Consider the following 23,942-nt stretch of genomic DNA (forward strand, 5'->3'; position numbering starts at 1 on the left):
GAGGCGGGCAAGGCCGTGGTCGTCGGCGGTGTCGCGCAGGCCCCGACCGACCTGATCACCGCGATCGCCGCGTCCGCCTCGCCGGAGGTGGACGACAACGCGCTCACCGCCGTCGAACAGGTCGCTTGCCCCACGTGTGGTTCGTGCTCGGGCATGTTCACCGCGAACTCGATGAACTGCCTCACCGAAGCGCTGGGCCTGTCGCTGCCCGGCAACGGCTCCACACTCGCGACCCACAGTGCCCGTCGCGAGCTTTTCCAGGCGGCCGGCCGCACCGTGATGGCGCTGTGCGACCGCTGGTACGGCAACGACGACGCCTCCGCCCTGCCCCGCTCGATCGCGACCCGCGAGGCGTTCGAGAACGCGATGGCGCTCGACATGGCCATGGGCGGCTCGACCAACACGGTGCTGCACATCCTCGCCGCCGCGCAGGAGGGCGAGGTCGACTTCACCATCAGCGACATCGACGAGATCGGCCGGCGCGTGCCGTGCCTGTCGAAGGTCGCGCCGAACTCCGACTACCACATGGAAGACGTTCACAGGGCCGGCGGAATCCCCGCCATCCTCGGCGAACTCTGGCGCGCTGGACTGCTCCGCGAAAACGTGCACACCGTCGACGCCGCTTCACTGTCGGACTGGCTGTCTACTTGGGACATTCGCGCCGCCTCACCGTCGGCCGCGGCGGTCGAGCTCTACCACGCGGCACCCGGCGGCCTCCGCACCACCCAAGCGTTCTCCACGGAGAACCGCTGGTCCTCGCTGGACACCGACGCCGCCGGCGGCTGCATCCGCGACCTCGAACACGCCTACACCGCCGACGGCGGCCTCGCCGTGTTGCGCGGCAACCTCGCCGAAAACGGCGCCGTCATCAAAACCGCCGGCGTCCCCGAAGGCATCCTCCACTTCGAAGGCCCTGCCATGGTCGTCGAAAGCCAGGAGGAAGCCGTGTCCGCGATCCTCAGCAAGCGAATCCAACCCGGCGACGTGCTGGTCGTCCGGTACGAAGGCCCCGCCGGCGGGCCGGGCATGCAGGAAATGCTCCACCCCACCGCATTCCTGAAGGGCACCGGCCTCGGCGCCAAGTGCGCCCTCGTCACCGACGGCCGGTTCTCCGGCGCATCGAGCGGCATCTCCGTCGGGCACGTCGCACCCGAAGCCGCGGCTGGCGGAGCCATCGGCCTCATCGAGAACGGCGACCGGATCATCATCGACGTCCGGGAGCGCGTACTCCAGCTCGACGTCCCCGCCGAGGTTCTGGCCGAACGCCGCGCCAAGATGGACGCTTCGGAGCGACCGTGGACCCCGAAGCGCGATCGCCCGGTCTCGAAGGCACTGCGCGCCTACGCCGCCATGGCAACCTCGGCCGACACCGGTGCGGTCCGTCGCATCCCCGGTTCCGAAGGGCCGCGCACCACTCGGGACGGGGGCCGGAAATAGCGCATCGCCAGGGCGCGCGGTCTCCCGGTTGTAAGGCGAGTCCTTGCCAGCTCCGCTTCACAACCTTTGGTCCCGCGGTCATCACGGCAAACCCGACATCACATCAGCCCAGAGCGACGTCCCGGGACCATTGCAGCAGGTGGGGCGCCACGGGTTTTGAGGCGCTGCGCGCCGCCGAAGCCTGCTGCGAATGCCAGAGCCTCAGCGTCGAGCGCTTGTCGACACGGCAAATGCAGGCGTGCAGATGGTGTGCAAGATCGTCTCGGACACGCGCACAATCTACACCGGGGCTGGTCAGCGAGTGTGGAGTGAGAACGGCATGGTCAGGCGTGCGCGCCGGTGTCTGGCCGTTCTTCGTCATGCCCGGGAGGTCAGCGGGAATGTGGCGGCGCCGTGCCGGTACTTCGAGACCAGCCGCACACTTCCTACGGTGGAAACGCCGCTGGGAGGACGAGGGCTTGGACGGGCTGAAGGATCGCTCGAGCGCCCCGCTGCATCGCCCGGCCATGACCCACTCCGAGGTGGTCGAGAAAATCATCCATCTGCGGCGGCACTACCACTTCGGCCCGCTGAAGATCGAGATGTATCTGCGTCGCCACCACGACGTCGAGGGTGAAGTCGTCGATCGCGGTGTACTGGTAGAACTTCCGCCTGCGCTGGTCGGCGCTGCGGTAGATCGTCGACGCGGTGATCCGCCTGCGCATCCTGTGAATCGATCCGCGCTCGCACCAAGAGACCGCGATCCAGTTCCTGGACTACGTGCTTCGGGTGGCGGCGTTCGTGGCCGCTGCGGGTCTGGCACTCGCCGGGGCGCCAAGTGCGTCCGCTGCCGACGGTGTCACGGTCGACCTGAGGTGCGTCAACACCTACTTCACCGGTACGTCGAATTTCACCAACCGGTCGGCCAGTGTCGACGGTGTTCTGCGAGCTCTGCCCGCCAGCTGCCGCCGGGTGTACGCGGCGGCCTACGACGCCGTTCGCCCCCCACTCATGTCTGTCAGGTCACCACACTCGGCCAACCGTAACGTGAGACAGTCGGCCTGCGTCAACTTCGGCTTGCCATCGGAAGTCACGCCGTTCGCTGCCGTGGCGTTCGGTAGGTTGCGTTGCGGTTGCCGATTACTCCATCAGGACAGTGTTCGCATGAAGCGTGTCGAGATACTCTCGCACTTTCCGGATTTTCCCATCGGCAACCTCACAGGAGAAGGCCACTCGGTTCTCGTAAGTCTTGCCGCTGACGGAGACTCCGCGAGCGATGAACTCGACCACCACCTGGCTTCCTTCGGCGATAGTGCTGAAGATTTCCACTTGGACGCCGCCGGGGATGGCCGCGCCGATCGCGCCCAGAATTTTGATCAGCTGCGACTTGGAGTGTGTCCCGGCCAGTGGGAACTCGGTGGGGTGGCCCCCGATTCGATACTCCAGATTCTCGTCCAGCCGACTCATCGCCCCCGCAAGGTTTCCGGCCGAGAGATCGCCGTAGAACTCCAGTACCAGCGCCTTGTTCTGCTGAGACTCGTTCATGCGTCCTCCGTTGATCTGCAATGCACATTGATCACGTCTGGTTCAACTGCTGATGTTCCGCAGTCCGGTTATGCGCTCTTTCTCACTGTGATGGTCTGCGGCTGGCTGAATTCCAGCAGGCCGGCGTTCCCGCTTTCGACTCCGATGCCTGACTGCTTGTGTCCGCCGAAGGGCACCAGAGGCGACAGGTGCATCACTTCGTTGACCCAGACCGTTCCAGCCTCCAGCTGCCCGGCCACTGCCCACGCGGCGGCCGGGTCGGCCGACCACACCGAGGCGCCGAGCCCGTGGTCGACGGCGTTGGCGCGGCGCAGCACCTCGTCCACGGTCTCGTAGCGTAGGAGCGGGACCACCGGGCCGAACTGTTCCTCCTGGACGATCCGCGCACTTTCCGGCGGATCGTCCACGATGGTGGGGTGGAGGAAAAACCCCTTTCCACCGCTGGGCATGCCGCCGGTGAGGAAGGTGTGGCCGTGGTCTTTCGAGTCCTGGATGAGGTCGAGCACGGCTTCGTACTGGCGGCGGTTGGACACCGGGCCGATTTCGGTGCCGACGGCGCGGGCCAATCCGGTGAGCGCCGAGGCGAGCTCATCGTATCGGCTGCTGTGGACGTAGATTCGTTTGGCCGCCAGGCAGATCTGCCCGGCGTTGGCGAAAGCCGCCCAGAACAGCTGCGTGGCGATCGCCGCGATGTCGGCGTCCCGGAGAACGATGGCGGGATCGTTCCCGCCGAGTTCCAGGGTGACACTGGCGAGGGCCGGCGCGGCGTTGGCCATCACCGCTCGTCCGACCGGGGTCGAGCCGGTGAAACTGATCTTGTCGAATCCGGGATGGGCGGTCATCAGCGGGCCGAGCGCGTCGTCGCCGGAGATGACGTTGACCACACCGTCGGGAACCACCCCGCGCAACAGCTCGCCGAGCCGGAGGACGGCCAGCGGGGCGAGGTTCGAGGGCTTCACGACCACGGTATTGCCGGCCAGCAGGGCCGGGCCCAGTTTGAAGGACAGCTGTCCGAGCGGGTAGTTCCACGGTGTGATGGCCGCGACCACGCCCAGCGGCACCCGACGGGTGATCGAGCGGCGTTCCTCGCTGTTTTCGTTGACCGTTTCCGGGAGGTCCAGCGTGGCGGTTTCGCGGAGCCAGTGACTCAGGCCCCGGACCTCGTCCGCGGCCCGATCCGGCGACTTGCCCTGCTCGGCGGTGATCAGCTGGTGCAGCTCGCCGAGGTGCTCGTCAACTGTGTCGGCGATGGCGCGCAGGTGGCCCGCACGCTCGGGCAGCGGCAGTGCGGCCCACCCGGGTGCGGCGGCGCGCGCGGCGGCCACGGCGGCGTCGAGCTGCCCGGGAGTGGCGTTCGGGGCCGTCGCGACGACGGTTTCGTCGGCGGGGTCGATCACGTCGAAGAACGAAGTGCCGTCGACGGGGGAGCCTTGGATGGTCATGGTGAAGGTGGTGCACATGGTTTCGAGCGTGCCGGGACGACTGGTGCCGGAGAAGGGCGCGCCTGCCTAGGAGTGCCACACCCTGGCTGGGTGACGACGGAGCAGGTCGGCGCGGGTACCGACTACCCTGGTCGGCGTGACAGACGGTGATAACGGCCTCGCCGGCTTCCTGCGTGCCCACCGGGCGCGGGTCCAGCCCGCCGACGCCGGGTTGCCCGGCGGAACCGGTCGCCGGGTCGTCGGCCTGCGCCGCGAAGAGGTGGCCGTGCTCGCCGGGGTCAGCGCCGACTATTACGCCCGGCTGGAGCAGGGGCGCGAACGCCATCCGTCGCCGCAGGTGCTCGGCGCGCTGGCGCAGGCGTTGCGGCTGGAGCCGGATTCCCGCGAGCACCTCTACCGTCTCGCGCGACTGCTGCCCGGCGTCGTCGAGTCCGGCGAGCAGGTGCACCCCGCGCTGCGTCGGCTGCTGGATTCGTTCCCCTTCGCCTCGGGCTATGTGATCGACCCGGTGTTCGACGTGCTGGCCACGAATGCGGTCGCCGACGCGCTGTTCTGCCCTTTCCGGCACAAGGACAATTCCGTGCGAATGCTGTTCCTGGATCCGGTGGCCCGCGAGTTCTTCGGTGACTGGGAAATGATGGCTCGTTCGAGCGTGCAGGCATTGCGGCTCAACGCCGGCCGGTTTCCCGGGCATCCGCGAATCGAGGCGCTGGTGGCTGAGGTCGGTAGGGCTTCTCGGGAGTTTCGCGCTCTGTGGCGGGATCACTCCGTGCACGGGCTCGTCCGCACGGTGAAGACCATTCGGCACCCGCAGATCGGCAGGTTAGAGCTGACCTTCCAGACATTCGATGTGCGGGACGCGCCGGGGCAGCAGCTTCTGGTCGGCACCGCGGCCGAGGGCAGCGCTGGTGAGCGGGCCCTCCGTGCTCTGGGCCGAGTACGAGCGTGACCGTGACCACGGTTCCGTACCGGCTGGAACCGGCCGCGCGGCTGAGTGTGTGCGGAACCGTCGGCAGAAGGGTCAAGCTGTACCGGGAACGAGTGGGCGTGTCCGGGCCACTGGCTCGGCGGTCGGCAGGCGGCCGGGCTCCCCGTGAGCGAAGTAGCTCTGGGCCTTGGTCGAGTCCCCGAGAGCGGTCTGCACGCCGAGCAGCCGGCGCGCAGCGTGTTCGGCCTCCTCGATGAGCCCACGAACTTGCGGAACTGACCCGGTTCCAGCCTGGTGAGCGAGGCAATCCACGTCGGCCGCGACGCTGTGATCACCTGCACCACGACATGATCAGGTACGGCACCGTCCCACACGACAGGCACTGGGGTTACGAGACATCCCTTAGGCGAGCGCCGACAGCTCGGCCTGGTGGCGGCGGTACCGGTCGGCCCGGCGGGCGTCGCCCAGGGCGCCGGCCGCGTCAGCCGCCAGACCGAACAGCTCCGCCCGCCCGTGCCGGGCCGAGGTCTCGTCGAAGTAGGTACAGAGGGCGTCGACCGTCTCGACGACAGCAGCGTGGTCGCCCAGACGGGCCGCGTGGGGGAGCGCGGCCGGCCCATTGCCGGACTCGGCCTCCGGCCAGTGGCGCGCGGACTCAGGATCGGCGAAGTCCGGACCCCGCGTTACCGCGCCGTCGGTGCGGCAGGCGAGGGCCGGCGAAGCGAGCCGTCTTCAGCAGCCAGGACATAGCCGGTCGGTGGCGTCTTCGATCGTGGTGGCCGCATCGTCGGCCCGGAGTTGTTCCCAGGCGAAGAGACGGACCAGGTCGTGCAACCCTGCGCGCTGTCCGGTGGCGGAAACCAGCAGGCCGAGTTCGACCAGTTCGTCGAGCCTGCTCTGCTGGTCGGTCAGTCGCACCAGGAATTCGCGCAGGTTCCAGCCTGACCGGCTGGACACGCGGTTCCCCGCGATCCGCAGGGGCAAGGGGATGGTTGCCGCACAGCCTCGCCACCGGTCGCAGACGGTCCGGGTCCGCGACCGTGGCGCCCCCGGCTTCGATCACCGCGCGCAGCATGTCTTCGCACCTGGGCTTCGTCGGCGGCGTTGTCGAGGATCAGAAGCGAGCGCCTCCGGGCCGGCACGTGGCGCAGCAACTGACCGCGATCCGGTTGTCCGCCGGGGAAATGCCGTCCACGTTGACGCCGAGGGCCCGCAGCAACCGGAATTGGACCAGATGAGCGTCGAGCGGCTCGGCGCCGGTGCCGCCGAGGTCGACGGACAGCCTGCCGTCGGGGAAGCCGTCGCATTGGAAATAGGCGGCGTGCACAGCGAGCACGGTCGTGCCCAGCCCGCCGGCACCGGAAATCACCACCGGGACCCCGGAGCCGGGGGATTCGGCCAGCCAGGAGACCACTCGGGCCTCCTCCACCGCCCAGCCGGTGAAGTCCGGGACGTCCGGCGGGAGCTGGCACAGGGGGCCGGTCCCGGCCGGTCGCCCGGGGACGCACGAAGGAGACGCTGCCGGTCGGCGTCGTTCAGGCGAAGCGCGTCGGCGAGGGCGGTCAGGGTCCGCGCGTGCGAGTCCGGCTGCGCCGGCGATCGACGTCGCTGATCGTCCGGACGCTCACCCCGGAATGATGGGCCAGATCTTCGAGTGCGAGGCCGGAGTCGTGGCGGAATCCGCGCACCAGCCGACCCAGCGCGGGCCTGGTCAGGTTCCTGGACCCGGACGCGGTGTACGTCACCGACGGCGGCGGCAAGGTTTCGGCGGCGCGCAAGCTCATCCACGGTGGTGAGCGCATTGCCGAGGTGATGGTGTGAGTGAGCCGCCAGTGCCAGGTGGACCACCTCGACCTCGTCGAGGTGGGCGGCGAGCTCGCCCCTCGTGTGCTGCCGGCAGGGCCGCGTCTGCTCCGTCGATACGGTGCAGATCACCGGCGGTCTGATCACCGCGTACCGCAGGGTCGTCAACCCGGACAAACTTTTCCACCTCAGAGCTGTCACACCCGGACGGGCTACCTCGTCTCCCTGACGAGAACGAAAAGGGATAACGAGGAAATGCTCGCGAGCACGTTCGCCGGCGCCATTTCCCCTCCCAGTGAGGAAAGTCATGAAAAACAGCAGGAGAACCGGGACTCGGATCGTCGGCGGCGTCTTGGCCGTCGCCGCGCTGGCCGGAGCCACTGCCTGCGCAGCCGACCAGCCCGCTTCGGCCACCAACCCGACGGCCACCAACCCGACGGCCACCACGGCGGCGCAGCCACCCACGGAAACCCTGAGCCCCTTGCTCCAGCAGGCTCTTCCCAATGTGCAAGGGAAAACCTTCACGTCGGCGATCGTCACCTTGCCTCCCGGCGCACGCGCGGCACCGCACCGGCACGGCAGCGCTTTCGTCTACGCCTTCGTCCTCGAAGGGACTGTGCGCAGCCAAGTCGACGACAAACCCGTCAGCACCTTCCGCACGGGGGAGAACTGGACCGAGCAGCCGGGTGCCCACCACGTCCTCACGGAGAACACGAGCGCAACGGCACGGGCCAGGTTGCTGGTCGTCTTTGTTGCCGACAACGGAGCCCAGCTCAAAGTCGACGACGCCCACCATTGATATTCGCCTGATCGGAGAAACCATGACGAACACCCAACGCGTCAGCATCGACAAACAGCACCCGGCTGCCTACAAGGCACTCATCAGCCTTTCCGCGGAGGCGGAGAAAGCTGCCACCGCGGCGGGCCTCGACCCGCTCCTGGCCGAGCTGGTGCGGATCCGCGCCTCGCAGATCAACGGCTGCGCGTTCTGCCTGCGCATGCACACCGGTGACGCCCTCAAGAAGGGAGAGAACCCCGACCGGATCGCCGTGCTGCCCGCATGGGAGGAGACGGGCTACTTCTCCGACACCGACCGGGCGGCGCTGCGGTTGACCGAAGCCATCACACGGGTGGCGGACGGTCACGTCAGCGATGAGGACTACGCTGCCGCCGCGACGGTGCTCACCGCGGACCAGATTTCGGCTGTCGCGTGGCTCACCACGGTGATCAACGCCTTCAACCGCGTGGCCATCACCAGCCGGTACCACGTCGCGGGCTGACGTCCCCGGCTTCCGGACGGCCCGGGGACCCGGGCTGTCCGGAGGGCTTCCGCTCGCCGTAGCCGGCGAGGTCTTCGACCAGGAAGGGGTCCGGTGCGGAATCCCGCCGGGCCACGCTCACCCGGCCGTCGGCCTCCAGAACGACCCAGGCGACGTCGTCGAGGCGGGTGATGCCGGCCGGCCGGAGGTGCTGGCGCAGTTCGTCCGGGGTGATCCGGGCGTGCAGCAGGCCGGCGTGGCGGACCTGCGGACCCTCCATGAGCAGAATCGGCTCCACCCGCAGCGCCCTGCCGAACCAGCGGCTCTTCCGCGCGAGTGCGAACAACCGCTGCAGCACGAACAAAGTCACCATCGCGACCACACCGCCGGCCCGCGTCGGGACGCTCAGGAGGGCGGTCCGGCCGAGTACCGCGCCGAACGCCATGACGGCGGCGGCGTCGTAGACCGACATCGCCGCCAGACTGCGCCGCCCCATGACCCGCACCAGCAGGAGGAAGACCCCGTTCATCACGACGGTCGTGAGCGCGACCGCGAGCACTCCTCCCGGTGTGATTGCCCGGATCTCGGTCAGTGCGGGCACCAGGTACCTCCGGTCACGGGTGGACGCCGTGCCAGGCTCGGGTGAGCAGTTCCAGGATCCCGTCGCGGGCTGGCGGTCTCGGGTTCGGGTACGGAGACGCGGTCACCTGGTCCGCCACCTCGCCGAGATCGTCGAAGCCGAGCCCGAGCGCGCGCAGGCTCCTCGGGCCGTCCGCGTGCTCGATCAGGTCGAAGACGCCCGAAGGTGCGTCGGGGACGCCCAGTGCCCGGGCGATCCGCGCCATCACCTCCGGCGTGGCCGGTGCGTTGTAGCGCATCACGTGCGGGAGGACCACGGTGTGCGTGCTCGCATGCGGCAGCCCGAAGCTGCCACCCAGCACGTGGCAGAGCTTGTGGTGCAAGCCCATTCCCACCGAGGCCAGGCACATCCCGGCCAGCCACGCGCCCCGCAGCAGGTCCCACCGCACCTCGATGTCGGAAGGCTCGCCGGTGAGGCGGCTCAGCCCGTTCCCGATGTCTGAGATCGCCTCGAGCGCCCACGCGTCGACGATCGGGTTGGCCTGGGCCGAATACAGCGCTTCCACCGCGTGGGCGAGCGCGTTGACCGCGCTGGTGACGGCAATCGGCACGGGCAGACCGCGGGACAGCTCCACATCGTAGATCACCGTTTCGGGCAGGATCGACGGCGACGACCGGGTCGTCTTCTTCCCGTCGGCCGTCTCACCGAGCACGGGGGTGACCTCGGAGCCCGCGTAGGTGGTCGGGAGGATGACCTGGTCGACGCCGGTCCGCGCGGCCAGCGCCTTCGACAGCCCGGTCGTCGAGCCCCCGCCGACCGCGACCACGCAGTCGGCGTCGCTCGACCGCAGGTGTCCCATCGCCTCCTCGGTCACGCCGACCGGGGTGTGCAGGGCGGCGCCCTCGAACCGGGCGACGCACCGGGGCCCGAGCAGCTTTTCGACCCGGTCGCCCGGCTCGGCGAGATCGCCGGCGCTCAGCAGCAGCACCCGGGACCGGCCCAGCCGGGAGACCTCGGCGCCGACCTCTTCCAGCAGCCCCCGGCCGAAGAGGATGCGGTAGGGGAGGCCGACGTACTCGAACCCGGCCGTCACGGCATCGCTCGCGGGTGGCGGGCGTCGTGCAGGATCGTGCCCCCGACCATGACCTCGGTGTCGGGCACCTCGACGAGCCAGACCCGGAAGGCGCTCTCCGGCGTTCCGGTGGCCTCGGCAGCGGCCGCGGACACCGCGGTCAGCAGGTCGCGCTTCACGGACCGGTCGTGTCCCTCGGCGATGGTGATCTGGATGAACGGCATCAGGCCACCGGCTTCGTCAGGCCGCCGTCGACGCGCAGCACCTGACCGGTGATGTAGGACGCGTCGTCGGAGGCGAGGAACGCGACCGCGGCGGCGATCTCTTCCGGGTACGCCCAGCGGCCCAAGTGGATTCCGAGCGCGTCGGCCATGTTCGCGCGCACGGCGTCGGCCGTCAGGCCTTGCTTGCCGGCCATGGCCTCGTGGCGGGCGAGCCAGCCTTCGGTCAGCGTCATTCCCGGCGACACCGCGTTGACCCGGACGCCGCGCGGCGCGGCTTCGGCCGCCAGGTAGCTCGTCAAGGCCACGACCGCCGCGTTGGTGATCCCGGTGACCGCGGCCCCCGGGACCGGCACGTGCGCGGTGGCTCCCGCGACGTTGACGATCGCGCCCCCGGTCATCCTGGGCAGCGCGGCCTTCGCGACGCGGACGAAGCCGCGGAGCTTCGTGTCGAGCGCACCCCCGAGCACCCCGTGCTCGGTGTCGCTGAGCGGCGCCGACGCGATCTGGGGGCCGGCGCAGTTGACGACGACGTCGAGCCGGCCGTGCCAGGCGTACGCCTGACCGACGGCGGCGTCGACGGACTCGCCGTCACGCACGTCCGCGGGCACGGCCAGCGTTTCCCCGCTCAGCCGGACCGCGGCGTCCTTCAGCGCGGTCTCGTCACGGGCCAGCAGCGCGACCGCCACACCCTGCTCGGCCAGGTGCCGCGCCACCGCGTAGCCGATCCCGCGGCCGGCCCCGGTCACCAGCGCCGTGCGCCGCTCCGCCTGCTCCGTGCGTGCCACCATTCGGGTCTCCTTCGGCTTGTCCCCGGCAGTTTCGGCTTCCACTGCACCGCGAGCCGGCCCGCGCTGACAAACCGCCCTAACAAGGTCGTTCACACCGTGCCCGCCGGCGAGCCGGGCGGCTCTCGCGCCGCTAACACGAAGCGGGGCACGATCGGCGGCTTCGAGCCCGGAACGGGGGAGGAACCATGGAAAGTCCCGGAGTTCTCCGGATCCCGGACAGCGCACCGGCCCGCCTCGTCGACGTCCGGCAGGTGGGGCCGGCCCACCGCGCAGTGGCGGTCGGCACCTTCGATGGTGTCCACCTGGGACACGCGCAGGTGGTCGCCGGCTGCGGGACGGTGCTGACCTTCGACCCGCACCCGCGTTCGGTGGTGCGCCGCGGCGGGGGCCCCCGGCTGCTGACCGACGTGGCCGGCAAGCGGCGGCGGCTCGCCGCGCTCGGCGTGCGGGAAGTCGTGGTCATCCCGTTCGACCGGGAGTGGGCGGCGATGGACGCGGCCACGTTCGTCGACGAGGTGCTGGTCGGCCGGCTCGGCGCGGTCCGGGTGGCGGTCGGGGCGAACTTCCGGTTCGGCGTGCGCGGCGGGGGCGACGCGGCGATGCTGCGGGCGGACCGGCGGTTCGCCACCACCATCGCGGAGATGGTGACCGTCGGGGAGGACGTCGTGTCCTCGTCCCGGATCCGGGACCTCGTCGCCGCCGGTGACGTCGAGCGGGCCGCGCGGCTGCTCGGCCGGCCGCACGCGCTGCCCGCCCACGCGCTCGGCGACGACCGCCTGGCGCTCGATCCGGCTCTGGCGATTCCCCGCCCGGGCCGGTACACGGCGGTGATCGACGGCGTGGCGGCCCCCGTGACCGTGTTCGGCACCGGCGTCGTCGAACTGCCTCGGCGGCGGGCGGCAGGCCCGGTCGAAGTGGCCTTCCTGCACCAGGAGTGAGGCGAACCAGGCCTGTTAATCCGCGCGAAATCGCGCGTTGCCCGCCCGTGGTGCTCGGGAGACACTGCAGTGCGGACGAGCCGGAAGCGAGGGGAGGTGCTTCGCGTGGCGCCTGCCGAGCCCGGCGTGCCGCCGGAGGAGCCGGGTGCGCGGACCATCATCCGGCGGAAGCTGGCGCCGCCGGTCGTCGGTGACCGGCTGGTCCGGCGGGACCGGCTGACCGGCCGCATCCGCGCCCTGCTCGGGCGGGCGAACGTCCTCGCGGTGTATGCGGCGGCCGGCTCGGGCAAGACCACCGCCGTCGCCATGGCGCTCGAGGACCTTGACCGGCCGGTGGCCTGGCTGTCGCTCGACGGTACCGAAGCGGCGGCGGGACGCCTGCTGCTGTACATCGAGGCGGCCGTCGCGCCGCACGCTCCCGAGGCGAGGGGCGCGGCGACCGACGCGCTCGCCGCCGGCATTCTGATCGGCGAGGCGGCCGGTCTGCTCGCCGAAAGCCTGCACGGCACCGGGCTCGTGCTCGTCTGCGACAACGCCGAGCGGATCGCCGGCAGCGACGAGGCGCTGACCGTCCTGTCCGCGCTCGCCCGCTACGCACCCTCCGACGTCGGGATCGTCCTCCTTTCCCGGACCGCCCTGCCACTGGACACCGGTTCGACCGGAGAACTGGCCCGGGTCGCCGAACTCACCGGTCCGGACCTCGCCTTCGACCTCGACGAGGCTGCGGAAGCGTTGCGCCTGGCCGGACGACCGGCGGCGGAGGCGGCCGAGGCCCTCCGCGTCACCGGCGGCTGGGCGGCGGGAATCCTCTTCGCCGACGGTGCCGTCGCCGACGCGCCGCACCGGTTCCGCGACTACCTCTCGACACACGTCCTTTCCGGACTGTCCGAACCGGAGCGGCGGTTCCTGGTCTACACCAGCCTGCTGGACGAAGTGACCGTCGGCGACGCGCTCGCGCTCGGCTTCGACGACGCGCCCCGGACCATGGCGGCGCTGCGTCACCGGCACCTGCCCGCCGCCTGGCCTGACGACCGGACGCTGATCGTCAGCCCCCAGCTGCGGGACCACCTGCGCGATCTGCTTGCCGAGCAGGATCCGGGCGAGCTGAAGCAGGTCCGGCTGCGGCACGCCCGGCTGCTGGTCCGCCGGGGCGAGCAGGAGGAGGCCGTGGACGCCCTGCTCGGGGTCGGTGCGGCCGACGAGGCGTGGGCGCTGGCGGCCGAACTGCTGCCGCGCCTGATCGAACGGATGGACTTCGGCCCGGCGGCGCGCTGGCTCGACGAACTGCGGGTGCCCGAGCGCTCGCTCAGCCCGCGGATCGGCGGGATCGTGCTGCGCGTCGCCTTCGCACTGGAACAGGCCGGGCGCGGAGTGGAACTGTACGACCGCCACGGCAGCGACTGGCTCGCCGAGCCGGCCGCCGACGAGCACCACGGCTCGGGGGAGGCGCTGGTGCTGCTGGTGTGGTGCCTGTGGCACGCGGGCCGCCCGGCCGACGCCGAGCAGGTGGCCGGGCTGCTGCCGGCGGGGCGGGCCCGCGACATCGCGCTCACCGTGCTGGCGCTGAGCCTCGACGACCCGCCGCCCCCGTTCCCCGCCTTCGCGACCACACCGTCGGGACCGCTGGACGGGATGCTCATGCGGCTGGCCTTCATGCGCGGGCGGCTGGCCGGTCTGGACGATCCCGGCACCCACGGTCCCTGGCGCAGCGTTCTCGGCGCCCCCTGGGTCATCGCCGGGCTCCGCGCGACGGGGCGGATCGAGCAGGCGCTGGCCCGCTACGAGGCGCACCGCGACGCGCCCCAGCCGCTGTGGCTGCACGCCCTCGACGCCGTGGAGCTCATGATCGACCTCCGTCGCGCCGAGGACGCGTGGCAAGCCCTGCGGCGCGGGCACGAACTCGTGCCGGCCACCGGGTCGCAGATCTACCGGGTGCTGCTGCACGTGATGGAGGCCAAGCTGTGCTTGCGACTGCACCAGGACCCGGATGCCGCGCACCGCGCGCTGGACGAAGCGGAGGCGAGCGGATCGGGCACGCACGCGTTCACCCGCGAGCTGACCTCTCTCTGGCGGGGGCTCGCGTTCCTGCTGCGCCACCGCGACACGGAGGCCAGGGACGCCCTCGACGAGTGCCTGCGGAGCATGCTCGCCGCCGACCGCGTGCTCGAGATCCCGACCGCGGCGTGTTACCTGGCCGAAGTCCAGTGGCGGCTCGGCTCCGAGGACGTTTCCGACGAGTCCGCGGCGCTGGCGATCCGGGTGGCCGAGGAACGGGGTTCGGTGCACCTGCTGCTCACCGCGCTGGCGGACGTACCCGCCGTGGCCGTGCGGGGCGCGGACACCGAATCGAACCGGCTGTCGCGCTGGCACGAGCTGACCGCGTCGCTCGCGAACGGCCGCCGGATCACCGCGGCCGGCCGGGCGCCGAGGCTGGTGCTGGAGGACCTGGGCGAGCCGGAGCTGCGGGTCGACGGCGCGACGGTGACGCCCCGGCTGCGCAAGAGCGTCGAGCTGCTCGCCTACCTGCTGGCCGCCCCCGGCCGCGAGGCCGGCCGGCAGGAGCTGCTCGGCGCGCTGTTCGACTCGGACAACGAAGCGGCCGGCCGCAGCTACCTGAGGCAGGCGCTGTACCGCCTGCGCGAGGTGCTGCCGGAGGAGCTGGCGCCCGCCCTGCGGAAAGACCGGTTCCGCCTGCCGGGGCCCGACCTGGCCGGCAGCAGCGCGGCCGAGGTCCTGGAGGCGTTCACGCAGGCCGACCACCAGGACGGGGAGGTCAAGCTGGACACGCTGACCCGGGCGCTGGCCGCGACCGAGCGGGGCCGGTACCTCGCCGACCTGTCCGGGGCGTGGGTGGAGGCGCGGCGCGCCGAGATCGACGAGCGCGTCCTGCGGGCGCGGCTGGACGTCGCCAAGGTCGCGTTCCGGCTGGGCCGGTACCGCGAGGCGGTCGCCAACGCGGACACGGTGCTGCGTCTCGACCCGTACCGCGAGCAGGCCTGGTTGCTGCGGATCACCCTGGCCCAGGCCAGCGGCAACGACGACGACGTGCTCGCGCTGTACCAGCGTTACTCGGCGACCATGCACGAACTGGCCGTGCCCCCGTCGGCGGAGGTCCACCGCCTGGTCACCCGGTTGCGGAGCTGATTTCCCGGCCGGTAACGGGGCCGGTGGCACGGTGGTGGCGGCCAACGTCACCCGCGTGCTCCCACGGAGGTAGCAATGGACAGCGTGAAGCAGCTTGCCGTGCCCGACACCGACGACGGGGTCTTCCGGTTCCGGCAGGCCATTTCCCGGTTCAGCACCGGGGTCGCCGTGATCACCACGCGCACCGTGGACGGACCCGCCGGAATGACCGCCAGTGCGGTCGCCTCGCTGTCGATGGACCCGCTGCAGCTGCTGGTGTGCATCGGGTCGAACCTCCCGACCTGCCAGGCGATCCGCGAGTCGGGGTACTTCGCCGTCAACGTCCTCGGCGAAGGCCACGAACACCTGGCGAAGCACTTCGCGAAGCGCCGGAAGGACAAGTTCGCCGGCGTCGAGCTGCGGCGCGACAGTGACGTCCCGGTGCTGACCGACGCGATCGCGCACTTCGTCTGCGCCGTCGCGGACACGTTGCCGGGCGGGGACCACACCATCGTCGTCGGCGACGTGCTGCGGTGTGACCACGTGCCGGGCACGACCCCGCTCGTCTACTTCGCCAGCGCGTTCGGCACCCTCCACGACGCGGCGGCCACCGGCGGCTGGCAGTTCGCGTCGGCGATGTGACCGCACCCCGAACGCGCCCGGCCGTCGTCGTCCGGACCCGGCTGCGGCCACCCGCCCCGCACCCGGACGATGTGCGCCGCACGCGGCTGCTGGCCCGGCTGGACGCGGCCGGCGAACCGGTGGTCCTGGTGGCCGCGCCGCGAGGCGCCGGGAAGACCGTGCTGCTGGCGCAGTGGGTCGCCGGGCGGCGGTGTGCGTGGGTGAGCCTGAGCCGGCACGACGACACCCCGGCGGCGGTGTGGTCGGCGGTGCTCGAAGCGCTGCGGCCCTTCTGCACCGGCGTTCCGGCACCCGCGGCGGCCCTGCTCGACGACGAGCCGACGCTGCTCACCGGCATCATCCCCGAGCTGCTCAACGCGCTGGGTCCGGCCGGGCCTCTGGTCCTCGTGCTCGACGGGCTGGACGTCGTCGAGCACGAGGTGACCAGGGCCGCGCTGGACGAGTTCGTCCGCCGTGCCCCCGACGCGGTCCGGGTGGTGCTGGCGACGGCCCGGCCGCCGAGCGGGCCGGTCGCCGCCCTGCGCGCGGCCGGCCGGCTCGCCGAGTTCACCGAAGACGATCTGCGGTTCGACCTGGCGGAGACCCGGCAACTGCTGTCGGCTACGGCCGGGCGGCCGGTCGACGGGGCGGAAGCGGCTGCGGTGTGGCGCGGGTACGCGGGCTGGGCGACCGGTCTGCGACTGGCCGGCCTGGCCCTGCGGAGCCGGCCGCCCGGCGCGCCCCTGCCGTACCCCGTTCCGTCGGTGGAGGAGTTCTTCCGCGCCGAGGTGCTCGAACGCGTCACCTCACGCCAACGACGGCTGTTGCTCCACAGCAGCGTCCTGGCCGAGCTGACCCCCGAGCGGTGCGCGGAAGTCACGGCGCTTGCGGCGGTGGGGGAGACGCTGGCCGCGTTGGCCGCGTCCTCGCTGCTGGTGCGGCGGACCGGTGCGGGTCTGCAGTGCCATCCGGTGCTGCGGGCCGTCCTGGGTTCGGTGCTGGCGGCGGAACAGCCAGAAGCTGTTGCCGTGCTGCACGGCCGCGCGGCGGAACGGCTGCGGCGGGAAGGCGATCCGGACGCCGCCTACGAGCACGCCCGATGGGCCGGGCTGCCTGAGGTGGCCGCTCGGGCCGCAATCGAGACCTGGCCGGCGGCGCATCCGCGGACGTTGCTCGCGCGGCTTGACGAGCTGACCGCGGTGCCGGCCGAGGCGCACGCGGTTGCGGCGGCTGCTGAGCTGGCTTGCGGGTATCCGACTCGGGCGGAGGCTCGGCTCGCCGGCGCCGACGACGCTCCTGCGGCGGCCGTGCGGGCGTGGCTGGCCCTGCACCGCGGTGACCTGGCCACCGCACGCGACGACGCCGCGGGGGTGATCGCCGTCCACTGGCCGGTGGAAGCCCGGCCCTGGTGGCAGCTCCTGGCCGCCGCCGCGTTGGGCGCCGCCGGGGTGTGGGAGGGGCGGGCAGCCGAGGTCGTCGACCGGCTGGGTGTCACGGCTCGCGACGCGGATGAGCTCGGCTACCGGGATGTCGCCGTGCGAGCCCTGGACGCCCACGCCGCCGGGTTGCTGCTCGCCGGCGACGTCACGGCTGCCTTGGCCTCGGCGGCGCGAGCGGTTGCCCTGCACGAGCCCGATCCGACGCAGTGCGTGGCGCCCGTTGTCGCAATGGCGTGCCTGGCCTGCGCGGACCGCGGCGGCGTTTCGCCTCTCCTTCCGCATGCGGAGGCGTTCGCGGCTCTGCTCCACGCCCACGCCACGTCGCCCGGGGACGCGCGGAAAGCCCGCGCCCGGGCGCGGGCCGCGCTCACCGGCGTCCGGTACGGCCCGGTGCTCACCGGCCTGTTCGAGGGGCAAGGGATTCCCGATCTCCGCCCGGCCGTGCTGTCTGACCGGGAACGCGCCGTGCTTCGCGCCCTGGCCGGACCGCTGACCCTGCGCGAGATCGCCGCCGAACTGCACGTCTCCCACAACACCGTGAAAACCCATGTCCGGTCGGTGTTCCGCAAGCTGGGCGCCCACGACCGGGCCGATGCTGTCAGCCGCGGAGCACTGCCCAGGCGATGACGTGGTGACGGCTCGGAACGGCCGGGCGGTGGGCACCGGCCGTCCCGAGCCGCGGTCTCGGAGTCAGTGGGCCCTCGCGTCCTGCTGGCGCGCGTAAGCGGCCTGTCCGGCGTAATCCGTCTTCCCGTTGTCCTTCGGGGTCGCCGGCTCGATCCCGGCGATCTTCCGCGCGAGGTCGGTCAGCGGGCCCGCGGGTGCCATCTCCGCGCGATTCATCGTCAGCATCCGCACCGCCAGCAACGGGGTTCCGTTGAAGTTCTCGAACACGCTGATCCGGTCACCCCAGTCCGAGAGGTACAGGTCCCGGATCACGCGGCTGATCTTGAGCCGGTCGTGCGGCCGTCCGATCGGGCCCGTCTGCAACGGTTCGAGCCACCGGCGCAGTTCCGGCTGGTTCCACTGCTGCTCGGTGGGGAAGATCAGCGACGAGCGCCCGGCCAGGTCGATCAGTTCGTTGACCATCCGCGGCACGTTTTCCAGGTAGTAGGCCCGGCCGAAGTCGAACAGCAGCACGCTCGGCTTGTACAGGCCGCCCGGGGTGGTGAAGCCGTCTTCCTCGCAGGCGAGCACGTGGGCGCGCAGCGTCTGGTGAAAGCCGACCAGCTGGGCCAGCCGGGCCTGGACCGGCGGCAGCTGGTAGGTGCCCACGTGCTCGGTGATCAGCAGGGCCAGGCCGACCATCACCTCGGCGCGGATCGTCTGGCGCACGAGCGCCTGGTAGTGCAGCCAGTCGAACACCCGCTGCGGGTAGAGCGACGCGTGCTTCGGGTTGCCGATGTGGAAGACCCGGTTCCACGGAATGAAGACGTCGTCGAAAAGGATCGTGGTGTCCAGTTCGTCGCCCTTGGCGGCCAGCGGGTGCTCTTCGTACTGCCCTTCCTTCACGGTGCTTTCCCGGCAGACCAGCGTGACCCCGGGGGCGTTCGTGCGGACCGCGCCGAAGATGACCTGCTCGCCGGGGATACCCGGGCGGAAGAACACGCCGATGTGGATGTAGTCGGCGAACGCCGCCCCCGTCGCGATGGCCTTGACGCCGCGCACGACGATGCCGTCCTCGCGGGTTTCCACGATCCGCAGCGCCGGCGACTCGGCCTGCGCCGACTCACGGGACCGGTCCGTCTGCGGGTCGACGAACGCCGGTGCGGCGTTGAGGTCGCCCTCGACCATCAGGTCCCAGAACTCCCGGATGCCCACCGTCAGGTCCCGGCCGCCGGTGCCCTGCGACTGCTCGCTCCAGGGCACGGGATCGTCTTCGTAGGTGAGCAGCACGTAGTTGTTGACGTCCGGTGTCCTCGGCACGGCGCCGCCGTCGAGCTCGCGGATCACCGTTTCCAGATAACGGCGCTTCCGCTTCAGCTCGTCCTTCGTCGTGTGCCGGAACCAGGTCATCGAGCGGCGCTCGCCGGCGTCGTCGACGAACGTCATGACATCGCGCAGGTCGTCCCGGTGGTGCAGGTCGTAGAAGTCCGCGAGGCGCTTCGCGTAGTCACGCGTTTTCGGGTGGGTGGCGACGTTGCCGACCTTTTCGTCCCCGACCCACACCACCCGGCCGTCGTCCAGTGCGTCCAGGTATTCCTTACCGGTTCGCAACACAGGTCGCTCCTTCCGATCGTGGGCGCTCCTCGTGCGCCGGTGCCGACGGTGCCGCGCGACGGGGTGAGGAAACCCCGGTGCCACCGGGTGAATCCGCGCTAACACCGGATTTCGCCGCGGCTAACGACGGCCCGGCTACGTTTCCGGCACGAACGCGAGGAGGCAGACCATGCTCGACCCGGACGAAAAGAGCATCACCGAAGCGGTGCTGCGGACCATGGCGGACACGCCCGACCCGCGCATCCGCACGGTGCTGTCCGCTCTGGTGCGGCACCTGCACGACTTCGTCCGCGACGTGGACCTCACCGAGGCGGAATGGGCGCACGCCATCGATTTCCTCACCCGCACCGGCCGGAAGTCGAACGACACCCGGCAGGAGTTCATCCTGCTTTCCGACGTGCTCGGGGTGACCACGCTCGTCGACGCGGTCAACCACCGGCGCAGCACCCACGCGACGGAGAACAGCGTCCAGGGCCCCTTCTACCGGGAGGTGCGGCCCGAATTCCCCGACGGTGCCGACATTTCCAACGGGTTGCCCGGCACGCCACTGCTGTTCCACGCCACCGTGGTCGACGCCACCGGTGCGCCGGTGGCCGGAGCCGAATTCGACGTCTGGCACGCCGACAGCCACGGCCACTACGACTCCGACGTGCTCGGCCTGGACGCGGCCGCGATGCGCGGGCTGTTCCGCACCGGCTGGGACGGGACGGTCCGGATCCGCAGCATCGCACCGGCCCCGTACCCGATTCCGGACGACGGACCGGTCGGCGAGCTCATGCGCGCGACCGGGCGGCCGGTGATGCGGCCCGGGCACATCCACGTCCGGATCGCGGCGCCGGGCTTTTCGACCGTGACGACGATGCTGTTCCGCGACGACGACCCGTACCTGGCCCAGGATCCGGTGTTCGGCACCAAGCGGTCCCTGCTCTACCGGCGAGATCTGCGGGAGGGGCCGGACGGACCGTTCGACTTCGTCGAACACACCTTCGTGCTGGACCGCCTGAACTGAGCCGCCGCCCCGGTCACCGGCCGGGGCGGCGCCGGAGCAGCTCGCCAACCCTCGCCGCCACCACCGAGGCCGGCACGTCGTGCACCCGGACGGCGAACGCCCCGCGGGCCGCCACCGCCGTGGTCAGCGCCGTGGTGGCCGCCTCGCGCGAGGCGGCGTCGGCGGCGGACCCGGGCGCGACGGTCGTCAGGAACGACTTCCGGGAGGCGCCGACCAGGATGTGCCGTTCCAGCACGGCCAACTCGTCGAGCCGCCGCACCAGCTGCCAGGTCTGCTCGGCGGTCTTCGCGAACCCCAGCCCGGGATCGACGATCACCCGCTCCGGACGGAGGCCCTCGGCGACGAGGGCCTCGACGCGGCGCCGCAGCTCCGCCAGGACGTCGGTGACGACATCGCCGTAGCGGATGTGCTCCCGCATCCGGGCACTGTGCGCGCGCCAGTGCATCGCGACGTACGGCGTACCCAGTTCCGCCACGCAGCGGGCCATGTCCGGGTCCGCCAGCCCGCCGCTGACGTCGTTGACCAGCACGGCACCGGCGGCCACCGCGGCCTCGGCCACGGTGGCCCGCATCGTGTCGATGCTGACCGCGACGCCGGCCGCGGTCAGTTCCCGCACGACGGGAAGCACTCGCGCCCGTTCCTCGGCCACCGGCGTCCGGTCGGCGCCGGGACGGGTCGACTCGCCGCCGACGTCCACGAGGTCGGCACCCTCCCGCACCAGGCGCATCCCGTGTTCGACGGCCGCCTCGGCGGCGAGGTACCGGCCCCCGTCGGAGAACGAGTCCGGGGTCACGTTCACCACGCCCATCACCAGGCAGCGGTGCGCACCGGGCGCGGCGGCGACGGCCCGCTCGAGCTCGCGGGCACCGGCGGGCCGCGCCGTGACCGCCGGCCTCATCGGAAGACGATCGTCCGGGCACCGTCGAGCAGCACCCGGTTCTCGGCGTGCCACCCGACCGCCCGGGCGAGCGCGAGACATTCGGTGTCCCGCCCCAAAGCCGTCACCTGCGCGGCCGACATCGTGTGGTCGATCCGGGCCACCTCCTGCTCGATGATCGGGCCCTCGTCGAGGTCGGCGGTGACGTAGTGCGCCGTCGCGCCGACCAGCTTCACACCTCGCTCGGCCGCCTGGTGGTAGGGCCGGGCGCCCTTGAAACTCGGCAGCATCGAGTGGTGGATGTTGATCGCCCGGCCGTCGAGCTTGCGGCACATCTCGTCGGAGAGGATCTGCATGTAGCGCGCCAGGACCACGAGATCGACGTCCAGTTCGTCGACCAGCTCCAGCACCCGCTCCTCGGCCGCCGCGCGGGTCCCGGGCGTCACGGGGACGTGGTGGAACGGGACGTCGTGGTGGTCTGCGAGCTCGGCGAGGTCCGGGTGGTTGGAGACCACCGCGGCGACTTCGATGTGCAGGTCCCGGACCGACGACCGGTAGAGCAGGTCGTTGAGGCAGTGCCCGTAGCGGCTCACCATGATCAGAACGCGGGCGCGCCGCGCCGCGCGGGTCAGCTGCCAGGTCATCAGCAGCCGGGTGCCCACGGCCGCGAATGCTTGCCGCAACGTCGCCACGTCGGGGGTGGCGACGTCCACCGGTCCGAAGTGGACGCGCATGAAGAACCGCGCGGTCCGCGCGTCCCGGAACTGCTGGCTCTCGAGGATGCTGCACCCGTGCTCGGCCAGGAACCGCGCTACCTCCAGCACGATCCCCGGCCGGTCGGGGCAAGCGAGCGTCAGGACCAGGCTGTCGTCCTCGGCACCCGTCATCGTTTCCCTCTTCCTCGTGACGTGGTCTCCGTCCGGTGCCGGGCCGCCAGGACGGTGTTGCGGATGAGCCAGACGTCGGTCACCGGTCCGACGCCGCCCGGAACCGGGGTGATCGCCCGGGCGCGGCCGACCACTTCGTCCCAGGCCACATCGCCGACGATCCGCCGGCCGCCGTCGTCCTCGACGACGTTGATCCCGACGTCGACGACGACCGCACCGGCACGCACGTGCTCGGCCCGGATCAGGCGGGGCACCCCGGCCGCGACGATCAGCACGTCGCCCCGCCGCGTGTGGGCGCCCAGCCGGCCGCCGGCGCTCGCCCATTCGTCCACCGAGGTCACCGCCGCCTGCTTGGCGTAGGCGAGGGACACCGTGGGCTTCCCGACGTTGTTCGACCGGCCCACCACCACGATCCGCGAGCCGCGGTAGAACGCCGACGGCTCTTCGCCGATCTCCGCGAGCCAGGCGTCCACGAGGTGGTACACGGCCGCGGCCGTCGACGGGACGTACCGCGGCGTGCCGAGCGCGAGCAGACCGACGTTCTCCGGGTGCACCGCCTCGACGTCCTTGACCGGGTCGAGGGCCGCGAACACCGCCGCCTCGTCCAGGTGCTCCGGCAGCGGTCGCAGGACGAGGATCCCCGAGACGGACGGATCGCCGTTCAGCTCGTGGACCGCGGCGAGGACCGCCGCGTGCGAGGCCGATCCGGCCAGGGCCACCGCGCGGTGCGGGACCCGCAGCCGGGCCGCGGTGCGGTCGATGCGCCGCAGGTACGCCGCGACGGCCGCGTCATCGCCGACCGCCAGCGTCGCCAGCCCGAACCGCTCACCGCGGGTCTCCGCCGCGTCCCGTTCGGCGGCCACCTCCTCGCTCAGTGCCGCCGCGATCTTGCGGCCGTCGATGACGTGCGCCGTCACCGGGCACCTCCGGCGGTCAGCCAGTCCACTGTCACGTCGAGCTGGTTGAACGTGAAGACGTGCAGCCCCTCGATCCCGGCCGCGGCGTCGGTGAGGTGCTTGCCCAGGGCGGTCAGCAGGCGCTCGGGCGCGTACGACCGCCCGAGCACCAAGCCCCGCAGCATCCCGTGCTGCTTCCGCAGGTACCGGACCGACTGCCCGACGCCGATCTTCATCAACAGATCGAGCAGCCGGGCGATCTTGATGGGGGCGGCGAGACCGATCCGCAACGGCAGCCGCACCCCGGCCGAACGGACCTCGCCGATCCAGCGCGCCAAGGAAGCCGCGTCGAAGCACAGTTGGCTGACCATGTAGTCTGCCGATTCCTGCTTGGCCAGCAATGCCTCGATCAGGTCGGCGTCGCCGATCTTCGGGTGGCCCTCGGGGTAGCAGCCGACGCCGATCCGCCGCAGGCCGTGCTCGAAGTGGGTCAGCGACTCCAGAACTTCGCCCGCGGCGGTGAACTTGCCGACGGGTGTCTCGCCGTCACCGCCGACCACGAACAGCTCGTCCACGCCGAGGTCGGTGATCCTGGAGACGAAGCGCCGCAACGCCTTCTCGTCGTCGACCATCCGGGCCGCCAGGTGCGGGACCACGCGAAACCCTTGCGCCGCCGCCGAAGCGACGTGCTCGAGGGTCCGTTCCAAGCCGAACTTGGGCGAACAGGTGATGGTCAACGGCGTCGTCCGGGGCACGCCCGAGACCTGCTGGTCGGCTCCCTTGAGCGGGATGACCTCGCAGGCCGCGGCCGCGACCAGTGCGCCGATCCGGTGGGCGACGGCGGCCGGCCCCGGATGCGGAAAGGTGTCCATGCG

The 23,942-nt window shown here is 71.4% G+C and carries 23 protein-coding genes; 10 read left to right on the top strand and 13 right to left on the bottom strand.

The window, feature by feature from the left end:
• The coding region (gene ilvD, locus ACWEOE_RS40240) for a dihydroxy-acid dehydratase (protein WP_452018781.1) at positions 1 to 1,437 on the top strand (1,437 nt) is incomplete at its 5' end.
• A 380-nt stretch (positions 1,438 to 1,817) separates the two neighbouring features.
• On the top strand, positions 1,818 to 2,462 hold the full coding sequence (locus ACWEOE_RS40245; protein ID WP_452018841.1) for a helix-turn-helix domain-containing protein: 645 nt from the start codon (positions 1,818 to 1,820) through the stop codon (positions 2,460 to 2,462).
• A 94-nt stretch (positions 2,463 to 2,556) separates the two neighbouring features.
• Here the strand turns inward: ACWEOE_RS40245 and ACWEOE_RS40250 are convergent, their stop codons facing one another.
• Both ACWEOE_RS40250 and ACWEOE_RS40255 read right to left on the bottom strand, forming a co-directional pair.
• Positions 2,557 to 2,961 carry a nuclear transport factor 2 family protein gene (locus tag ACWEOE_RS40250; protein ID WP_452018783.1) on the bottom strand — a complete coding sequence of 135 codons (405 nt, stop codon included), beginning with the start codon at positions 2,959 to 2,961 and terminating at the stop codon, positions 2,557 to 2,559.
• Between the two features lie 68 nt (positions 2,962 to 3,029).
• Positions 3,030 to 4,421 carry an aldehyde dehydrogenase family protein gene (locus ACWEOE_RS40255; protein ID WP_452018785.1) on the bottom strand — a complete coding sequence of 464 codons (1,392 nt, stop codon included), beginning with the start codon at positions 4,419 to 4,421 and terminating at the stop codon, positions 3,030 to 3,032.
• A gap of 118 nt (positions 4,422 to 4,539) precedes the next feature.
• On the opposite strand from ACWEOE_RS40255, the gene ACWEOE_RS40260 reads away from it, so the two are divergent.
• Positions 4,540 to 5,352 (top strand): helix-turn-helix transcriptional regulator, encoded by an 813-nt coding sequence (locus ACWEOE_RS40260; RefSeq protein ID WP_452018787.1) that lies wholly within the window; start codon positions 4,540 to 4,542, stop codon positions 5,350 to 5,352.
• A 711-nt stretch (positions 5,353 to 6,063) separates the two neighbouring features.
• Here the strand turns inward: ACWEOE_RS40260 and ACWEOE_RS40265 are convergent.
• Both ACWEOE_RS40265 and ACWEOE_RS40270 read right to left on the bottom strand, forming a co-directional pair.
• Positions 6,064 to 6,315 carry a hypothetical protein gene (locus ACWEOE_RS40265; protein WP_452018789.1) on the bottom strand — a complete coding sequence of 84 codons (252 nt, stop codon included), beginning with the start codon at positions 6,313 to 6,315 and terminating at the stop codon, positions 6,064 to 6,066.
• A 130-nt stretch (positions 6,316 to 6,445) separates the two neighbouring features.
• The gene (locus ACWEOE_RS40270) at positions 6,446 to 6,745 is read right to left on the bottom strand and encodes a hypothetical protein (RefSeq protein ID WP_452018791.1); all 300 of its coding nucleotides are present in this window, start codon (positions 6,743 to 6,745) and stop codon (positions 6,446 to 6,448) included.
• A 696-nt stretch (positions 6,746 to 7,441) separates the two neighbouring features.
• On the opposite strand from ACWEOE_RS40270, the gene ACWEOE_RS40275 reads away from it, so the two are divergent.
• Positions 7,442 to 7,933 (top strand): cupin domain-containing protein, encoded by a 492-nt coding sequence (locus tag ACWEOE_RS40275; RefSeq protein WP_452018793.1) that lies wholly within the window; start codon positions 7,442 to 7,444, stop codon positions 7,931 to 7,933.
• Positions 7,934 to 7,955: 22 nt separating this feature from the next.
• Entirely contained in the window at positions 7,956 to 8,414 is a 459-nt protein-coding gene (locus ACWEOE_RS40280; RefSeq protein WP_452018795.1) for a carboxymuconolactone decarboxylase family protein, read from the top strand.
• Here the strand turns inward: ACWEOE_RS40280 and ACWEOE_RS40285 are convergent.
• Genes ACWEOE_RS40285 through ACWEOE_RS40300 form a run of 4 tightly spaced genes read right to left on the bottom strand, consistent with a single transcriptional unit; the run spans position 8,386 to position 11,057 of the window.
• Positions 8,386 to 8,994, bottom strand: coding sequence for a DUF421 domain-containing protein (locus ACWEOE_RS40285; RefSeq protein ID WP_452018797.1), 609 nt, complete (start codon positions 8,992 to 8,994; stop codon positions 8,386 to 8,388). The genes ACWEOE_RS40280 and ACWEOE_RS40285 overlap by 29 nt on opposite strands.
• 13 nt (positions 8,995 to 9,007) lie before the next feature.
• Positions 9,008 to 10,066 (bottom strand): maleylacetate reductase, encoded by a 1,059-nt coding sequence (locus tag ACWEOE_RS40290; protein WP_452018799.1) that lies wholly within the window; start codon positions 10,064 to 10,066, stop codon positions 9,008 to 9,010.
• A complete protein-coding gene (locus ACWEOE_RS40295; protein WP_452018801.1) occupies positions 10,063 to 10,269 on the bottom strand; it encodes a tautomerase family protein in 207 nt (68 codons plus the stop codon). Before ACWEOE_RS40295 ends, ACWEOE_RS40290 begins: the two co-directional genes overlap by 4 nt.
• Positions 10,269 to 11,057 carry an SDR family NAD(P)-dependent oxidoreductase gene (locus ACWEOE_RS40300; protein ID WP_452018803.1) on the bottom strand — a complete coding sequence of 263 codons (789 nt, stop codon included), beginning with the start codon at positions 11,055 to 11,057 and terminating at the stop codon, positions 10,269 to 10,271. Before ACWEOE_RS40300 ends, ACWEOE_RS40295 begins: the two co-directional genes overlap by 1 nt.
• Positions 11,058 to 11,242: 185 nt before the next feature.
• Here ACWEOE_RS40300 and ACWEOE_RS40305 point away from each other — a divergent pair, with 185 nt between their 5' ends.
• From ACWEOE_RS40305 to ACWEOE_RS40320, 4 genes are all read left to right on the top strand, one after another.
• Positions 11,243 to 11,995: an FAD synthetase family protein gene (locus ACWEOE_RS40305; RefSeq protein ID WP_452018805.1), complete on the top strand. Its 753-nt coding sequence runs from the start codon at positions 11,243 to 11,245 to the stop codon at positions 11,993 to 11,995.
• Positions 11,996 to 12,100: 105 nt separating this feature from the next.
• Positions 12,101 to 15,139 (top strand): BTAD domain-containing putative transcriptional regulator, encoded by a 3,039-nt coding sequence (locus ACWEOE_RS40310; RefSeq protein ID WP_452018807.1) that lies wholly within the window; start codon positions 12,101 to 12,103, stop codon positions 15,137 to 15,139.
• A gap of 75 nt (positions 15,140 to 15,214) precedes the next feature.
• Positions 15,215 to 15,760 (top strand): flavin reductase family protein, encoded by a 546-nt coding sequence (locus ACWEOE_RS40315; RefSeq protein ID WP_452018809.1) that lies wholly within the window; start codon positions 15,215 to 15,217, stop codon positions 15,758 to 15,760.
• The gene (locus tag ACWEOE_RS40320) at positions 15,757 to 17,805 is read left to right on the top strand and encodes a LuxR C-terminal-related transcriptional regulator (RefSeq protein ID WP_452018811.1); all 2,049 of its coding nucleotides are present in this window, start codon (positions 15,757 to 15,759) and stop codon (positions 17,803 to 17,805) included. The genes ACWEOE_RS40315 and ACWEOE_RS40320 overlap by 4 nt, the downstream gene beginning before the upstream one ends.
• 63 nt (positions 17,806 to 17,868) lie before the next feature.
• Here the strand turns inward: ACWEOE_RS40320 and ACWEOE_RS40325 are convergent, their stop codons facing one another.
• A complete protein-coding gene (locus ACWEOE_RS40325; protein WP_452018813.1) occupies positions 17,869 to 19,398 on the bottom strand; it encodes a 4-hydroxyphenylacetate 3-hydroxylase family protein in 1,530 nt (509 codons plus the stop codon).
• A 169-nt stretch (positions 19,399 to 19,567) separates the two neighbouring features.
• Between ACWEOE_RS40325 and ACWEOE_RS40330 the strand changes: the two genes are divergently transcribed.
• Positions 19,568 to 20,407 carry a dioxygenase family protein gene (locus ACWEOE_RS40330; protein WP_452018815.1) on the top strand — a complete coding sequence of 280 codons (840 nt, stop codon included), beginning with the start codon at positions 19,568 to 19,570 and terminating at the stop codon, positions 20,405 to 20,407.
• Positions 20,408 to 20,420: 13 nt separating this feature from the next.
• Here ACWEOE_RS40330 and folP read toward each other — a convergent pair whose 3' ends face one another.
• From folP to ACWEOE_RS40350, 4 genes are read right to left on the bottom strand one after another with little or no spacing between them, the layout of a single operon-like run.
• Complete coding sequence (gene folP / locus ACWEOE_RS40335; protein WP_452018817.1) at positions 20,421 to 21,305, bottom strand: dihydropteroate synthase; 885 nt, start codon at positions 21,303 to 21,305, stop codon at positions 20,421 to 20,423.
• Entirely contained in the window at positions 21,302 to 22,171 is an 870-nt protein-coding gene (gene purU / locus ACWEOE_RS40340; RefSeq protein ID WP_452018819.1) for a formyltetrahydrofolate deformylase, read from the bottom strand. The genes folP and purU overlap by 4 nt, the downstream gene beginning before the upstream one ends.
• Positions 22,168 to 23,088: a bifunctional 5,10-methylenetetrahydrofolate dehydrogenase/5,10-methenyltetrahydrofolate cyclohydrolase gene (locus tag ACWEOE_RS40345; RefSeq protein WP_452018821.1), complete on the bottom strand. Its 921-nt coding sequence runs from the start codon at positions 23,086 to 23,088 to the stop codon at positions 22,168 to 22,170. The genes purU and ACWEOE_RS40345 overlap by 4 nt, the downstream gene beginning before the upstream one ends.
• The gene (locus tag ACWEOE_RS40350; protein ID WP_452018823.1) at positions 23,085 to 23,939 is read right to left on the bottom strand and encodes a methylenetetrahydrofolate reductase; all 855 of its coding nucleotides are present in this window, start codon (positions 23,937 to 23,939) and stop codon (positions 23,085 to 23,087) included. The genes ACWEOE_RS40345 and ACWEOE_RS40350 overlap by 4 nt, the downstream gene beginning before the upstream one ends.
• Positions 23,940 to 23,942 lie beyond the last annotated feature (3 nt).

Source organism: Amycolatopsis sp. NPDC004368 (genome assembly GCF_053602515.1).

Excerpts from the sequence above, each read along its gene's own strand:
- ACWEOE_RS40245 (WP_452018841.1), top strand. The coding sequence starts at position 1,818 with ATGTGGCGGCGCCGTGCCGGTACTTCGAGACCAGCCGCACACTTCCTA.
- ACWEOE_RS40250 (WP_452018783.1), bottom strand. The coding sequence starts at position 2,961 with ATGAACGAGTCTCAGCAGAACAAGGCGCTGGTACTGGAGTTCTACGGC.
- ACWEOE_RS40255 (WP_452018785.1), bottom strand. The coding sequence starts at position 4,421 with ATGTGCACCACCTTCACCATGACCATCCAAGGCTCCCCCGTCGACGGC.
- ACWEOE_RS40275 (WP_452018793.1), top strand. The coding sequence starts at position 7,442 with ATGAAAAACAGCAGGAGAACCGGGACTCGGATCGTCGGCGGCGTCTTG.
- ACWEOE_RS40280 (WP_452018795.1), top strand. The coding sequence starts at position 7,956 with ATGACGAACACCCAACGCGTCAGCATCGACAAACAGCACCCGGCTGCC.
- ACWEOE_RS40295 (WP_452018801.1), bottom strand. The coding sequence starts at position 10,269 with ATGCCGTTCATCCAGATCACCATCGCCGAGGGACACGACCGGTCCGTG.
- ACWEOE_RS40300 (WP_452018803.1), bottom strand. The coding sequence starts at position 11,057 with ATGGTGGCACGCACGGAGCAGGCGGAGCGGCGCACGGCGCTGGTGACC.
- ACWEOE_RS40305 (WP_452018805.1), top strand. The coding sequence starts at position 11,243 with ATGGAAAGTCCCGGAGTTCTCCGGATCCCGGACAGCGCACCGGCCCGC.
- ACWEOE_RS40315 (WP_452018809.1), top strand. The coding sequence starts at position 15,215 with ATGGACAGCGTGAAGCAGCTTGCCGTGCCCGACACCGACGACGGGGTC.
- ACWEOE_RS40330 (WP_452018815.1), top strand. The coding sequence starts at position 19,568 with ATGCTCGACCCGGACGAAAAGAGCATCACCGAAGCGGTGCTGCGGACC.
- folP (WP_452018817.1), bottom strand. The coding sequence starts at position 21,305 with ATGAGGCCGGCGGTCACGGCGCGGCCCGCCGGTGCCCGCGAGCTCGAG.
- purU (WP_452018819.1), bottom strand. The coding sequence starts at position 22,171 with ATGACGGGTGCCGAGGACGACAGCCTGGTCCTGACGCTCGCTTGCCCC.
- ACWEOE_RS40350 (WP_452018823.1), bottom strand. The coding sequence starts at position 23,939 with ATGGACACCTTTCCGCATCCGGGGCCGGCCGCCGTCGCCCACCGGATC.